Source organism: Trichocoleus sp. FACHB-591 (assembly GCF_014695845.1).
Classification (GTDB): Bacteria; Cyanobacteriota; Cyanobacteriia; order FACHB-46; family FACHB-46; genus Trichocoleus.
On the sequence record NZ_JACJPA010000025.1, the window covers coordinates 15136 to 28955 of the forward strand.

17 protein-coding genes are annotated in these 13820 nt (G+C 50.6%); 9 read left to right on the top strand and 8 right to left on the bottom strand.

All coding sequences use genetic code 11. The annotated features are described in order from the left end of the window. Nucleotides 1-1119: 1119 nt before the first annotated feature. Both H6F90_RS03665 and H6F90_RS31380 read left to right on the top strand, forming a co-directional pair. Entirely contained in the window at nt 1120-1914 is a 795-nt protein-coding gene (locus H6F90_RS03665) for a phosphate/phosphite/phosphonate ABC transporter substrate-binding protein (protein WP_206756154.1), read from the top strand. Between the two features lie 169 nt (nt 1915-2083). Next, a complete protein-coding gene (locus H6F90_RS31380; RefSeq protein ID WP_370587937.1) occupies nt 2084-3913 on the top strand; it encodes a sensor histidine kinase in 1830 nt (609 codons plus the stop codon). 465 nt (nt 3914-4378) lie between these two features. On the opposite strand, the gene H6F90_RS03675 is transcribed toward H6F90_RS31380, so the two are convergent. From H6F90_RS03675 to H6F90_RS03685, 3 genes are read right to left on the bottom strand one after another with little or no spacing between them, the layout of a single operon-like run. Beyond that, on the bottom strand, nt 4379-6697 hold the full coding sequence (locus H6F90_RS03675; protein ID WP_190550324.1) for a hypothetical protein: 2319 nt from the start codon (nt 6695-6697) through the stop codon (nt 4379-4381). A gap of 25 nt (nt 6698-6722) precedes the next feature. Then, nucleotides 6723-6974, bottom strand: a complete 252-nt coding sequence (locus H6F90_RS03680; protein WP_190550326.1) for a hypothetical protein — start codon at nt 6972-6974, stop codon at nt 6723-6725. A gap of 35 nt (nt 6975-7009) precedes the next feature. Continuing rightward, on the bottom strand, nt 7010-7486 hold the full coding sequence (locus tag H6F90_RS03685; RefSeq protein WP_190550328.1) for a hypothetical protein: 477 nt from the start codon (nt 7484-7486) through the stop codon (nt 7010-7012). A 12-nt stretch (nt 7487-7498) separates the two neighbouring features. Between H6F90_RS03685 and H6F90_RS03690 the strand changes: the two genes are divergently transcribed. Beyond that, entirely contained in the window at nt 7499-7720 is a 222-nt protein-coding gene (locus H6F90_RS03690) for a hypothetical protein (protein ID WP_190550330.1), read from the top strand. An 18-nt stretch (nt 7721-7738) separates the two neighbouring features. Next, nucleotides 7739-7987 (top strand): hypothetical protein, encoded by a 249-nt coding sequence (locus H6F90_RS03695; protein ID WP_190550334.1) that lies wholly within the window; start codon nt 7739-7741, stop codon nt 7985-7987. Nucleotides 7988-8045: 58 nt separating this feature from the next. Here H6F90_RS03695 and H6F90_RS03700 read toward each other — a convergent pair whose 3' ends face one another. The 3 genes from H6F90_RS03700 to H6F90_RS03710 form a co-directional block, all read right to left on the bottom strand. Then, nucleotides 8046-8303 carry a hypothetical protein gene (locus H6F90_RS03700; RefSeq protein WP_190550336.1) on the bottom strand — a complete coding sequence of 86 codons (258 nt, stop codon included), beginning with the start codon at nt 8301-8303 and terminating at the stop codon, nt 8046-8048. A gap of 27 nt (nt 8304-8330) precedes the next feature. After that, nucleotides 8331-8498, bottom strand: coding sequence for a hypothetical protein (locus tag H6F90_RS03705; RefSeq protein WP_190550338.1), 168 nt, complete (start codon nt 8496-8498; stop codon nt 8331-8333). Between the two features lie 161 nt (nt 8499-8659). Further along, on the bottom strand, nt 8660-9454 hold the full coding sequence (locus H6F90_RS03710) for a hypothetical protein (RefSeq protein ID WP_190550339.1): 795 nt from the start codon (nt 9452-9454) through the stop codon (nt 8660-8662). Between the two features lie 139 nt (nt 9455-9593). Between H6F90_RS03710 and H6F90_RS03715 the strand changes: the two genes are divergently transcribed. The 5 genes from H6F90_RS03715 (at nt 9594) to H6F90_RS03735 (ending at nt 12634) form a co-directional block, all read left to right on the top strand. Next, a complete protein-coding gene (locus H6F90_RS03715) occupies nt 9594-9767 on the top strand; it encodes a ribbon-helix-helix protein, CopG family (RefSeq protein WP_199295700.1) in 174 nt (57 codons plus the stop codon). Nucleotides 9768-10030: 263 nt separating this feature from the next. Continuing rightward, nucleotides 10031-10579 carry a hypothetical protein gene (locus H6F90_RS03720; protein WP_190550341.1) on the top strand — a complete coding sequence of 183 codons (549 nt, stop codon included), beginning with the start codon at nt 10031-10033 and terminating at the stop codon, nt 10577-10579. 201 nt (nt 10580-10780) lie between these two features. Continuing rightward, nucleotides 10781-11296, top strand: a complete 516-nt coding sequence (locus H6F90_RS03725) for a hypothetical protein (protein WP_190550343.1) — start codon at nt 10781-10783, stop codon at nt 11294-11296. A gap of 44 nt (nt 11297-11340) precedes the next feature. Next, nucleotides 11341-12384 (top strand): hypothetical protein, encoded by a 1044-nt coding sequence (locus tag H6F90_RS03730; RefSeq protein WP_190550345.1) that lies wholly within the window; start codon nt 11341-11343, stop codon nt 12382-12384. Beyond that, a complete protein-coding gene (locus H6F90_RS03735; protein ID WP_190550347.1) occupies nt 12365-12634 on the top strand; it encodes a hypothetical protein in 270 nt (89 codons plus the stop codon). Before H6F90_RS03730 ends, H6F90_RS03735 begins: the two co-directional genes overlap by 20 nt. On the opposite strand, the gene H6F90_RS03740 is transcribed toward H6F90_RS03735, so the two are convergent. Continuing rightward, entirely contained in the window at nt 12609-13004 is a 396-nt protein-coding gene (locus tag H6F90_RS03740) for a hypothetical protein (protein WP_190550349.1), read from the bottom strand. The genes H6F90_RS03735 and H6F90_RS03740 overlap by 26 nt on opposite strands. Nucleotides 13005-13036: 32 nt before the next feature. Continuing rightward, on the bottom strand, nt 13037-13801 hold the full coding sequence (locus tag H6F90_RS03745; protein ID WP_199295701.1) for a hypothetical protein: 765 nt from the start codon (nt 13799-13801) through the stop codon (nt 13037-13039). Nucleotides 13802-13820 lie beyond the last annotated feature (19 nt).

The window sequence follows — 13820 nt, forward strand, 5'->3', positions numbered from 1 at the left end:
CTTGTTAACATTCAACACTATTTCTTTCACTTTCATTGAGGGTTAACCTTGGGATCAAGGAGGCTAAAGTGGCTCCGCACCACCTCAGTGCGGGTGCGGTCAGCACCGGTGCGGTTGAGGGTAGCATTCTTAGAAGGCAGTTGCCATCAGCGTTTTAACTCTTGCACCAGTTCGGTGCGCTCGGTGCGGCGTCAGCTTGGGACTGCACCGCCTCAGGAGGTAAGTTGTGAGGCGTCACCTACTCCCTCCGAATCGAGGTTGGAGCAAGAGCTAAATATTGCTGGAGGTTGGTGTTCGATCGGCTCCCGGTACAAGTCGTGATCCTGGGGTTGTAATAGATTGGCTGCTCTGAAGTTGCGCGACAAGCTTAGATTGAGAACTCTTTAGGGTTGTCCCAGTCGTGCTTTGTGATCAGATGGTACTCGCCTGGACTGAAGCGGACGAAGTTTTACTGCAAGTCAGAGCAGAATTTGAGGGGGACCTGCTGCTTCAGTACCCTCTTTCCACCCATCAATAGGGCAATACGTGCTCCGCACAGGCAAGCCAACGCACCAATAGTTTTTAATCATTAAGATGCGGTTGCTGGCTAAATGATCTCGTGGAATTTCTTGAAGTCATCCAGATCTTCACCTCAGGGTTTTCCCGGTAAAGGGCGATCGTGTTTCTATCGCAAGACGTTATGCGATTTCAAGCGCGAGGAAATGCGGAGACACTCGGTTCATTTATTACTTCACTACTTGAGATTTTGTAGAAGTCAAGAGACTAGATCTCCGACAAATTGATTAGAAATTTCCTACAAAACGCGTAAATTCTGCCTACACTCGTAGTCTCACTGAATATTTGGGGATTCCTAAGCTCATTCCCTCCCACAACTACCATTATCCCACTGGCATGCTGTGACCTTCTAAAAGCCTTGAGAACTTTTGAGAACTTGGCAGATTAATCTTACTGCTCTTGAAGAGCTACACTAACCATCCTGATGCGCCTCGTGACGCCAAACCCATTCTTTGTGATACTAAACCCACTATGAAGCGACGTAATTTTGTCACGGGCTCTCTGCTGTTTGTAGGAGGTTGTTCTGCTACAACCCAAATTCGATCTACTCACTCACGAGTGACCATGCCAGAAAAACTCCGCTTTGCCGTGACCGATGCGAAAGGACTCGAGGAGTTGCAGCGTGACTATGAGCCGTTTCGAGTAGCGCTGGAAGAAGTTCTGGAAACCAATATCGAGTTCTTTCCCGTGGAGAATCTGATTGCTGCTGCTCCAGCCATGCTATCAGGAGAGATAGACTTTGCTTGGGCGGGACCCTCGGAATATGTGGTTTTACGGGCTAGGGCACAAGCGCTTCCCTTGGTTACCCTCCAACGCCAAAACTATCGCACGGTGATTGCTGTCTATGCGGGTAGTGGCATTCAGTCCCTTGCAGATCTCAAAGGAAAAACGTTGGATGTTTGGCAACTCGGGGCAGCCGCCTCTCATCTAGGTGCTGTCAAGATACTGATTGATGCGGGGGTGAATCCACTGGAGGTCAAAATCATTGAGCCAGACAATGACGATCGCCTTGTGAGATTGAAAACGGGCAAAATCGATGCGGCATCAAGGGCTCTTTCTCGCTACTTGGCAACATTGAAAGAGGAAGGTCTGTCCGCAAAAGATTATCCAGTTTTAGCGCAAGGTCCACTGTTACCAGGGGATGTTTTTGCCGTGAGTAGCCAGATCAATCCTCAAGTGGTTGAAGTGATGCGTTCACGCATGCTGAAGCGCCGAGAAAAACTCATGCAGGCAATTTTGGCTGGCGAGGAACTTGCGAAAAGATTTAGGGGCGGAATACTAAGCATTGCCAATGACGCGGACTACAACATGATTCGGGAGGTCTATCGTGTAATTGGGCAATCAGAAGTGATCCAGTGAGCGTCTAGATACTAGACGCTAAGAGGTTCTCTAATAACCGAGGGGATAGGTTCAGCGATCGCACGCTGCTGATTCCCTCGATCATCTTGTTGTGATGCGCATCTGATAGTTACTGCTGGCTGGATTTTATATGAGTGCCCCGAAGCTGTGGTTTCATTCCTGCAAATCCGTGGTTGCAAACTCTAGTATTGCCAAGAAAATTAGCTATAGCTATGGGCTAGCCATTGGCATTGCTGTGACTGGAACTGCAATCGGACTCGTAATCGGCAATTATTACCAGCAGCAGGCTCAGTCTCGGCATGAGCTAACGGATTATCAACAAGACCTGTTAGGAGAGCTAGAGCGAACTACCTTAACTGTCCGGGCTCATCCTCAAGAGCTGTTTGCCGTGCTTGAGGATTCGGTGTGGTTCCAGTACGAAACCAGTAAGTTTCAACTCTCCTCTCGTCAATTGAAGCGAACGTTGTCTGAGTTAGAGCAATTTATTGAAAACAACCCACACGATACGGCAGTCAGTCCAGCTGAATTGAAGGAATTATTGGCAAAGTATCACCAAACCCTAGATGCGTACAATCGATTAATGCAAGGCCTTTGGCAACAAATCGATCCGCAAAAACGGTCATTCGGCGGGCGGGCTCTTGCAGAAAAAAAGATTGTAGTGGCAGTTCGTGGACCCAAGGCAACTCAGATCAAAATTCAATTTGAAGACCTTGCCAAAAGGTTAGCGCTGATTAACCAGGCAGCAGAACGACAAGAAGATCAAGCCAATGCACAGCTCACTCAAGCTGACATCCTACGACTACGAATTATCATCCTTAGCATGGCGCTCTCCACAGCAATCGCCATCGTGCTAGCCTTCGTGATCGCTCGGGCGATCGCTCGTCCGGTTCGCACCCTAACAAATATTGCTCAGCAGTCGATTCGAGAGTCTAACTTTGTCCTTCAAGCTCCTGTCACAAGTACCGATGAAGTTGGCGCGCTGGCTCGGTCGTTCAATCAACTCATTTATTCAGTAAACCAGTTGCTGAAACAGCAACAAGACACTAATCAGCAGCTAGAGACCTATAGCCAAACCTTAGAACAAAGAGTGGAAGAACGAACCCAGGCGCTGAGTGAGAAGAACGCGCATTTCAAACAGTTGCTTGAGGAATTGCATCGAACTCAAACTCAAGTGGTGCAGAGCGAAAAAATGTCGAGTCTAGGACAATTAGTCGCTGGAGTGGCCCATGAAATCAACAACCCAGTCAATTTTATTCATGGCAATCTCGACCACATGCATAGCTATACACAAGATCTGCTGGAAGTCGTGGAGGCGTATCAGCAACACTATCCTCATCCACCCCAAGAACTGCAAGAAACCCTAAATGAAATTGACCTTGATTTCCTTACCCAGGATCTCCACAAAATTCTGCAATCTATGCGAATGGGGACACAGCGCATTCGGGAGATTGTGTTGTCTCTGCGTAACTTCTCTCGCCTAGATGAAGCAGAATTCAAGTCAGTGGACATTCATGGAGGGATTGACAGTACTTTGTTGATCCTGCAACACCGCTTAAAGGCCAGAGCCGAACGCCCAGAAATTCAAGTAATTAAAGAGTACAGTCCACTACCCCTGGTGGAGTGTTATCCAGGGCAACTCAATCAGGTGTTTATGAATATCTTGGCCAATGCGATTGATGCTTTAGAAGAACGCCATACTAAGCAGACCGACCAAGGGAGGAAGGCCGATCCAAGTTACATTAAAATTCGCACATTAGTTCTGGATACCAAATGGATCATCGTGACAATCTCAGATAATGGACTTGGTATTCCTGAGGCAATTCAACAACGGGTATTTGATCCCTTCTTTACCACTAAGCCGATTGGCAAAGGGACGGGTATGGGCATGTCCATCAGCTACCAAATCATTACTGAAAAACATGCTGGCAAGTTAGATTGTCTTTCAACCCAGGGCGAGGGGACGGAGTTTAAGATTCAGATTCCAACTCGGCAGCGATAGCGCTCAAGATGTAAGGCTATCCAGCGCTCGAACCCATGTAAATTGAGAATTTCATTACGTCATTATCCCTAATTCTGGGCACTACCAACTTTTGGGTAGGTTTTTACCCCCTTCCAGGCGTTAACCACTCCCCCAGAATCAAGGTGGGGCAAGAATCAGATATGACTGGAAATTGGCATTCGATCTACCCCCACTACAGGTCGTGATCTTCTGCCTGCAATCGCTCACCTGATCGAGAGTTGGGAAACCGGTGCAGTTTGAGGATGTGCTGGTCATCCCTAATCATGCCTTGTAAGGTAGCCTTTGCTTGAGCGGAAGGGAGACGATCGCACCGTCACCCAGAGCAGAATCTGAGGGAGAGATCTGCTTCACTATCCTCCCTAGACTCACAACTAAGGCGATACGTGCTCCGCACAGGCAAGCCAACGCGATCGCAGTTTCTAATAATAAAGATACGGTTGATGGCTAAAGTATCTCGTGGAATTTCTTGAAATCATCCGGGTCTTCACCCCAGGATTTTCCGGGTAGATTGCGATCGTGTTTCTTGAGAATTCGCCTCAGTTTCCACTTCGCGGCTCGGTACTTATTGCTGGTACCAGACTTGCCCACATTCCACACCATTTCGATGACTTTGGTTTGAGATTTGTAGACATCGAAGTTCTTCAGAACCGCTTCCGTGAGGGAGGAGTTAATCTCGGGGTCAAGGGGGTCAAAGGGGTCTGGCACCGCGTTGGTGCGGGTGCGGTCTTCACCGGTGCGGTCGGGGTCAGCACCCTTAGAAGGCAGATGCCATAAACGTTCTAACTCTTGCACCAAATCTGGTGCGCCTGGTGCGGTGGGTGCATCCGGTGCGGGCTCATCTTGGCGCTGCACCGTCTCCAATGAGGCGTTATCTTGAGAAAAAGCGAATTCATCTGGTAGCGTAGAAAAATAAGCTTTACTGCCTTTGGGGACGAATAAGCCATAAAAGCGATTGGCTTTTTTCTCTGCCACTTTTTGACTGCGATGGGCATATTCTTGGTTGAGGGATTCTTTTTGCCAGGAGGAGATTCGCGTTTCAATCCCTTCTCGAATGGCTTCACCGAGATACAGAATCGCCGTTTGATTTAAGTCGGTAATCAAAACGCCAATACTCGATGCTTTCAGGTTTTGTCCCGCAATCAGCAGCTTCACTTTTTCGCTCCGTCCCACCCGCCAGCAAAACTTCAGCAAATCTCCAGCGAAGGAGCTGGGAGACACTCGCTTGCGGATGAAGTCCATGACATGCAGTTTCTCAGGGGGGAGCGTGGCCGCAAATTCATCGAGCACCTCTTCCATCACTTCTGGCTTGCAGCGATTCCACACCCCAGCGATCTCCGAGAACTCATCAAAGAAGTAAATCAGCGGCGTAAAGATAGGGAGAGGATTGTCGGGGATGGTGCGTCGTTCGAGCAGAGCGTTGGTGTTCAAATCCAGGCGATAGAGGATTTCGGTCGCCGCTTCGAGTAAGCCAAAGATGCTGGAGTCAAAATCGGCATACTTGAGCTTGCTGAGGTCTGTTTCTTCGTTGGGTTTGGGGTTGGTGAGAATCAAGCCCACGTTTTCCCCCAAATCTTGCTCCATCAGGAGAATCAAGTTGTTGATCAAGGTCGTCTTGCCTTCCCCAGAGTCCCCCATCAAGCAAATTTGGGGGTTTTCTTTGACGAAGGTGGCTAGATGACTCGGGTCTGGGTCGTGAATGGCATCAGCTCTGGCCTTGCGATCGCGCTCGAGGGCTTCCCAATCAGTGCCAGAAACATCAAAGGTGAGTTTGAGCCCCCCATCAATAGGTTCTGCGATCGGGTCGGCGCAGCAACCCGGCACGGCAATCCGCAGCGGTTTGAGCAAATCTTTTTCAATTTTCTTCAGGGCTTCCCCACTGGAGCGAATCGGGGTGCTGAGTTTGCCATCGACCAGGACTGGTAGCACTTCAAAGCACAGCTCAAAGCGATCGCGGGGTAGTGGACGGACAAAGGGTTTTTTGACCACAATGCCATGCTCGTAGAGGCAACGAATCGCTTCCCGTGCTAGGAGTTCTTCATGGCTGGTGCCCCTCGGCAAGTCTGGTTTTTTGAGGCTGTAAGACTCCTGCACCGCCGCATCGGCGATCGCGGCGTAGAACTCCTCGCGCTCCGCCCATTCCTGCTCAAAGTGCTGCAGCATCAAGCGTTCGCGCTCATTCAAGGCGTCTTCTTGGGCTTGGAGGCGATCGCGCTCTTGGGCAATCTGCTCACGCATGGCGGCTTCAAACGCCTCCTCCTGCTCCCTTAACGCTGCTTCTCGGGCTTCGAGGGCTTGCTGCTGGCGATCGTAATGCTCTTCCAGCAGAGCTTGTTCCTGGGTCAAGCGTTCCCGTTCTTTTTGCAGGCGATCATAGTCTAGAGCTAAGCGTTCTCGCTCGGCTTCCATCTGGTCAAAGTTAACCACTTCTGCGGCTTGCAGCTGGGTTTGGAGTTGCGCGAGGACTTGTTCATACTGCTCAATTTCGCGCTGATGCTGCAATTGGAGGTTGTACTGCTGCCACTCATACCCCTCTCTGACCTCGTTGGCCACCTCAAGCAGGCGGGTATGTTCATCCGTGCTCTGGATGGTCTCTTCTTCCTGGGAGTAGCCGTAAGCCGCTGAAAGGGCGGCTCCACAGCCGACCACCCGCAGAGAGACCCAGAGCCATTGATGCGAGCGATCGCCAATCCCCACAAAGCTAAACAGCGACAGGAGGGCCAAGACCACCAGGACATGATTTGAAGGGCGATCTCGAGCGGTCATATTACACCACCTCGACTGTCAGCACTTAGAGTAATCCCAGCAGGACACCCGCTAAGGCGGCTACTGCGTAGATTTTGGCTTCCCGGTGATAGAGGGAATAATGGGGACTGGCCTCGAGGGTGGCGAAGTAGGTCAAAGTCACCACCCCTAAGCCCACTAGGGCGATCAGTCCCACATTGGCAAAGGAAAGCCTTTGGCTGACCACCAGCCAGCGCAGTCCTATTGTCAGCAGATTTAGGCAGAGCGGGCAAGATAGGGCGATTGCGAGTCGTTTCATGAGCGTGTTTCGGGTCTATCCCGCTCCAGCCAACATCAGCGTAAAGAGAAGCGAGATACCACCCCTCGCAGGTGCAGGTCATCTTCCTTGTCCACATTCTTTTGGGTCGCTTCCTGAACCGAGAGATGAATGCTTTGGACCTTCTCGCGGATGGCATCTTGGTTCATACTCCACTCGCTGAGGGCGGACTGAGCATTGTCGCTGGCGATCGCCACCCTGGCTCGTTTTTCCACGAGTTTGTGCGCGGCAGCGAGGAAGTCGCATTTGGTGGACTCGAGGTTGACTTTGGCAATCCCCACTTCCACCCGCTTTTGAGTCAGGCTAATCCGCTCTTTTTCCAGCTCGGCTTCCGCGATCGCCAGTTTCACCCCCCGCTGTTGGCGTTTGAGGCGCTCCAGCTCCGTGTTGAGTTCAGTTTCGCTCAGCTCTCGTGTGCGGGGGGTAACGAGATGAGCATTTAGAGACGGACGTGATTCATCGGGACTCGGAGAATACTTCACCATTCGTCGCATGGTTTACCTGCCTTGGCTTTGAGGGGACACCGTCAGAGGAGCAGACGTGGGGCGCACAGCCGCACTCACGAGCAAGTAGGTGCCGATGCCTGCCATTGCCACCAGCGAGGTCACGATCAGCAGCACCGCCCAGGCATCTTGACGGGAGAGCCAGTCATCCCAGCGCTTCCAGACATTGACATTGACGTGGATTTCGCTTGGTTGTTGCTCCGCCACCAAGCGTTGGGCTTGTAGCAGGGCTTGGGCGGTTTGTTGAGCTTGTTCACCCGCGACTCGTTGGGCTTCAAAAATCAGAGCAGCGGTGTCTTGAGGGGTGGGGGTGTTCGTGGCAAAGCGGGGCAGCGGGCGATCGCTCGGCTCTTCCGCTTATCCAGGCAATCGCCGGGAGAGGGTAAGGGGCGACTGAAGTCGGAGCTGGCGTGGAAAAGGGCTCCGGGTCAGGGGCGTGGAAGGTGGAGTCAGGAGTTGGGTAGGCGGCACCACCCGAAGGATATGGGGTGAGGGGCGTGGTGGGAGCCGGAACGATCGCGCCAGGGAGTTGAGTGTGCGTTACTAAAGCTTACTTAAACGCTTGCCACTGTGGGGTATTGACAAGGTCTGCAAGCATCAGCAGGCCCACCAGAATGTAGAACAAACGTTCCACATGATCGCTCCCGCGAATCTTCAGGTAGTGCTGGCCCTCCACGAGGCGCGGGTAGTGCTTGCGCAAGTGATAGTCATTCGGCACCCCAAAAGCCGCTAAGGTCAAGCGATGGGGAAAGAGATAACCGAAAGTTGGGTCTGCAATCAAGTGTTGCAGGCAGGGATTGGGTGTCATAGCCTTGAAGTCTCCTGGCGTGAGGATTTAAAGAAGAGAACTAGAGTCTTGGGGCTCCGAGTCCACGAGTTGCGGTAAGTAGGCGTGCAGGGCTTGGCAGAGGACCACATTCCAAGAGAGGGCGGGATGCGTGTGGAGTACCTGCTGGAGCTGGTCAAACAGCGAGTCGGGGAGTTGAATTTCGGTGGTAATCATCAGGGGTACCTCAAGAAATACGCCCTAGTGGAAGGAGGGAAGTCAGTCACTGAGACAAAACAATGAATGCTCAGGGCAAGGGTTTTCTAGGCTGAGCGTTGAGCGATCGCCCCCCATCCAAGCCCAGCCACCCACCACCGCAACCACGAGGAGAAGGACAATCAGACAGAGGGGGACGGTGGAGATTCGCTGGGGTTTGAGAGCAGCCCCAACTTTTTTGCCAGTTCCACCCGAACCGCTTCGGTGGCTTGCACCATGCTGCCGACTTCGGTAATGGCGAGTTCAGTGCCGAGGCGGGTGCCCTTTTGGCTAGCGTTTTGCCTTAAAGCCGCTTCTAAGGTTTGGTCGTTGGTCACAAACTGTTGCAGCGTCGTGTTTAAGCTCGCGATCGCCTCGGTCAGGCGTTGAGTGGAGTCAATGACGCTCAGGTTCAAGCTTTCAACTTGCGGCACCGCGATCGGCGTCTCCGAGGGTCGTAACGTGATGGCAGTGGTGGGGGCAGCGGTTTGAACGTGCTCAGCAGGCGGCTTTGAGGCTTGATAAGTCGTCACGAGGTCAGGGTTTTGCTCCCAAACTTTGGCTTTCCAAGCTTCAAGCGGTAGCCCGGAGAGGCGGTAGTCGCCCATCAGTTCGATACAAAGCGGCGTATAGCGCTCGTCAGGTAGCCTTAAATCCGCTTCACGAAACCAGGGGCACGCCTCTTTCACCTTTTGAAACCACTGCTGGACTGACTTGCGGGATACGCCGTAATACTCCGCGATCGCTTTGGTGAACTGCGGTTCCGTGGGTCGCCACAGGACAAGAGGAGAGTTCGCACTACCTTCGTGAGAAGTGACAGGGGAAGTCGCAGCTTCTAAGCTAACAGGCTTCTGAGTGGGTTGCAGCTGCGTTTCCTGCGAATAAGTAATTGGGTCTGCGATCGGCTTAAAGGCCGATACATCACGGCATTCACTCATGTGCTTAATCTCCTGAAAAGACTTAATACGAAGTGGGTTGCTTCTTCCCCCAGTTCTTACGAAGCATGGTAGCATAAAGTATACAAAGGTAATCTACTTAAAGCAAAAGTCTATCTTCAGTAGACAATGGAGAAAAAGTATGATGATTTTCGACGTGCCTACAGATAAATCCAGGGTAGCTACCTATATAGAGGAAGAACTGAAGCAGAAGCTAGAGAAGCTTGCTGCTCTGGAAGACCGTAGTGTCAGCAACTTCCTAGAACGACTCATCAAGCAAGTGGTTGATCAAGCTGAACGAGAAGGAAGGATTTGACAAATCCTAAAGGGTTAAGCCTGCTTAAAGGTTCGAGCTAGGCTGCTTGGAGAAGTTGGGCGCAACTTATGCTGCAACACTGACAGTAGACATTCGACCTAAATCACTGCACTCTACAAAATCATTTAGAAACCTTAGATGCGCCGTCTGGATTACTTACCCTGCCAATACCCAAATTAGGGTTGTCAATCAGAATCAAGAAATCTATTTTTAACCACAAGAAATCAAAGAATTAATGCAACCGAAGCCTGTCCCAAGTCAGGTTGAGAAATGCAGAGGGAACCAATGAGAAAGCGATCGCCTACTTTCCACGGTCAGCGATCGCCCTCAATGTCCTTTACAGACTTAAACCTATGTTATCAAGATTTCCTCGACGCAACCCTATTGTTGCGCCCGATCAGATTTTTAGTGCTGGCTTTCGCGATGGCATGAATCGACGGGCTCACCATCCCCAGTTCTGTCGCAACAGCACCTATCTCCAGGGTTATGCAGAAGGATGCCGTTCTACCCCCGATTGCTGCAATACCGAGTTCAGACTCAGCTGCCCTACATGTCAACAGGATCAGCAACGGCTGAACGCTACTATCGGTTCAAGATCTATCCAGAGATCTGCTCAAAAGGCTGGACAAGCAGTTTCCGAACTTATTCCTTTCTCACGCTGTTCTACCCTCGACTCAGGGCTTCAAGCAATGTGGATCTGGGAGCAAGACCAAAAACGCTTCGGCTTTGGCACGGTTGCCCTCGGCTACCGCAACGGCTGGTGGTTAGTGCTGGTCTCTAAAGACTTGCATGATCTAGCTTTGCCGTTCTAATCATCCACTCAAGCCTCTCTAAAGCAGAGCGATCGCTTGGCTGAAAAGATGGCGGCGATCGCTCTACCAACCAGCCCTCTCATTGATTAGTCATTTCCTCAGTAGGGAGATAGAACCTCCCTTCTCTCCCTACTAGCCAACAATTAACGACCCAAACCATCATCCATCCTGTCACCCACCTCAGTTGTGGGTCAGTTTCTGATGTCATATTTCGCTTCTGTCACTGCCGACCCTAGTTCCCCTGGCTGCTCAGGCTTGCCTGCTGTTCTGGGAAATTCTCTCGTTTTAGACCTCGATGCATTCCCAGAACTTCATTGGCTCCCCACCTATCTCACACTCCTCAACTCCCTCCACTACGACCGCGATCGCTTAACTCAGGCCATTCAAGCAATTACCGAGGAAGGAGAAGTTTATCGCGACCAATGGATTGAGACCTACACCAAGAGCAAGAACGGCAAGCAATATCTCTACTACCAACTGCGCTGGCTGACGGGAGAATACAAGCCCTCAGGACAGCCGAAAGTTAAAACTAAACATCTCTCGCATCGGGTTGTGGGGAAAGTCAGAGCCGCGATCGCCCGAGGTCATCAAGTGGCCGCCCTAGAGCAACAGCGCCAAGCTGTTGAGGCAGAGATTACCCGATTTCAACAGCTTGTGCGGGGGATCGGCAGACGGCTCCAAAGGGCAGTTTCCCAGCACTCACAGCAGCTAGGTTAAACCACCTTCCATCAAGCCTTCGAACTTATTGGAGAAATACAGATATGAACTCAAAAACTTTGGAAGTCAACTCCATTCCGATTCCCCCTCAACTCACCGGGCTGCTCAAGCAAGCACTGGGCAGAGCAGGCACCGGATTTGATGAAGGGGCATTCCTGCAACAACTGCACTACTGGACCCTCAACTCAGAGACGAGGGGTTGGCTAAGTAATGGCGTGAAGTGGATTTATAACTCCCTTAAAGCTTGGCAAAAACAGTTTCCTTGGATGAGCGAGTACGGCTTAAGAAAAGCGATCGCCAACCTCAAAAAACTGGGACTGATCCAAACCGCTCAACATTGGCTCAGCCAGTACAAGCGCGTCATGTTCTATCGAATCAACTATGAAAGATTGCAAGCGTTTGCAGGCAACTTGGGCGATCTCATCACACCTCGAGCTGTGAATAGCGATCGCCTCGACGTGCAAAGTAATCACATCTCAAATCCAGAGATTTCTTCAAAGACCTCTTTTTCAGAACAAGCAACAGTGGTTGTTGCAGAAGCTGAAAGCGTTGAAGCAGTAGCAACCGTTAAAGCTGGGGAGTTGTCTCAGTTGCCAAAGTCGAGCGATCGCTGTTCTGTTCCTTGTAGCGAGTTAAGCAATTCTGACAAAGACAACTCTTCCGCCCCTAGTTCTGGGAAATTTTTGAACAATCAAGACTTAGAATTCCCAGAACTCATTGAGGCTGTCGCCCAAGCGATCGGACAGGACTCCGCTTCTCCAATACCAAAGTCACTGAAGGCAGCGATCGCTCAGTTTCCAGACCGAGTCCCAGCCGCGATCGCCTACCTCCAACACCAACGCCAGCACCATTCCATTCGTAACCCCATAGGCTATCTCCATCAAGCCATTTTGCAAGGCTGGAAGCTGGCTATTGTGGCATCTAGCACCTCTCTCTTACCTGCTGGCTTTAACGCCTGGTTCAGCTGGGCTAAAGCGCAAGGGTGGGTACTTGCAGCAACTACGATAGATGGGATTCATCACACTCTGCATGTCCAGCAAGGTTGGATACCCACAAAGCAGTTGATGCATGGGCTTATTTCTCCTTAGGCTAAACTCCAGTGATGAGCAGAAGCCTGTCTGTTGCGCTCGCTGTATCCGCCTCTCGAGCCAAGTGACAGGAGCACACGTTAGAACGATTGACGACGGCTGGGGCAAAGGCTACCACTTCGAGCACATGCCAGAACATTACCAAGTTGCCCTTGGCTATGGTGACATGCTCAGGCAACTGTTGTGCCGCTCTGTTGGTGGTCGGCAAGGAGCCCCTAAAAACTTTAATTTAATTCAGCCTGTTTTCTGATCCGTCTTGATGCTTCTACTTCCTTTTCTAGTTGGACCGCTTCGTCTTGACACTCATTAGCTAAAGCTTCAAAACTGTTTGCCATCAAAAGTACTTCTTGCGCTAGTTGCTCTGCTTCCGTTGATTTCTGGTCATATTTCTGTGAAGCTCCTTTGATTTCTGCAAATAGATCTTTATATTCTTCTGGAGGGTTTTCTAGCCAAGTTTCAAACTCATTTCGCTGGCTCTGAATAACAGAAAGAGCCTTTTCCCATGAGGCTCTTCGACGCATATCCAACGTCTTAATTTCCTCGTATTTCACCTTGAGTTGCTGAGTAGTAGTCACCTTAGCTAACTCATAGACTTTTGCCTTTAGTTCTTGAAATTTCATAATTGCACCAAACGCTCAAAAACGTAGGTTTTCTAGTTCTGTGCTCGCTTCAATTCTCGGTGAAACCGCTCATTTTCTGCACGGAGATGCTGATTCTCCTGGATTAAGGTAGCGATTTGAGTTTGCTGCTGTTCTACTAAAGCCTTTGCTTCATCCCGTTGCTGTTTATAGCGTTTGGTGTGGGCAACTCTGCCCCCTAAGCTCTTATTGTTTTGGGCTAATTCCTGTCTGCGTTTCTCGACTGCATCATATCGCTTTCTAAGTTGTTCTAGTTCTGTACGCAATTCTGACTCAGCCTTGCTGTTCTCAGCTTCAACCCGGAGAGCTTCATTTTCGGCAGCTAGAGATGCGATTCGTGTTTCCAGGCGCTTAATTTCTTTGTCCTTGCCAAACAACTTTTCCTGCAATGCCTTGAGCAAAGCCAAAAGTTTGGACTTCTGTTGATCCCGTTCATGACACGCTTCCTCAAGTTCACATGCTCGATCGCGAAGGCATCCAGCCCGATGCTGCAAAACCTTAGCTGTACATTCGTACTTAATGATCGCAATGACTTTGCTGCGCTCTGGCTCATCCAACTGTTGAACCCCAGTGCTCCGCCAGAGTTCATCATAATTCGTACATTCGTGACGTAGTTTCTGAGTTGGAACGTGCTCGGATGCTGCGATGAGTTCATGATTTCTCAGCCGAGCTCGATCATACCAGTAATCAAACAATGCCTTGCTGTCATTCATTGTGTGATCGCCTTGAGTTAGTTGCTGCCAGGGTAAATTATTGTGCAACTGTTCTAATTTCTCCATCAAAGCATCAAAGCATTCA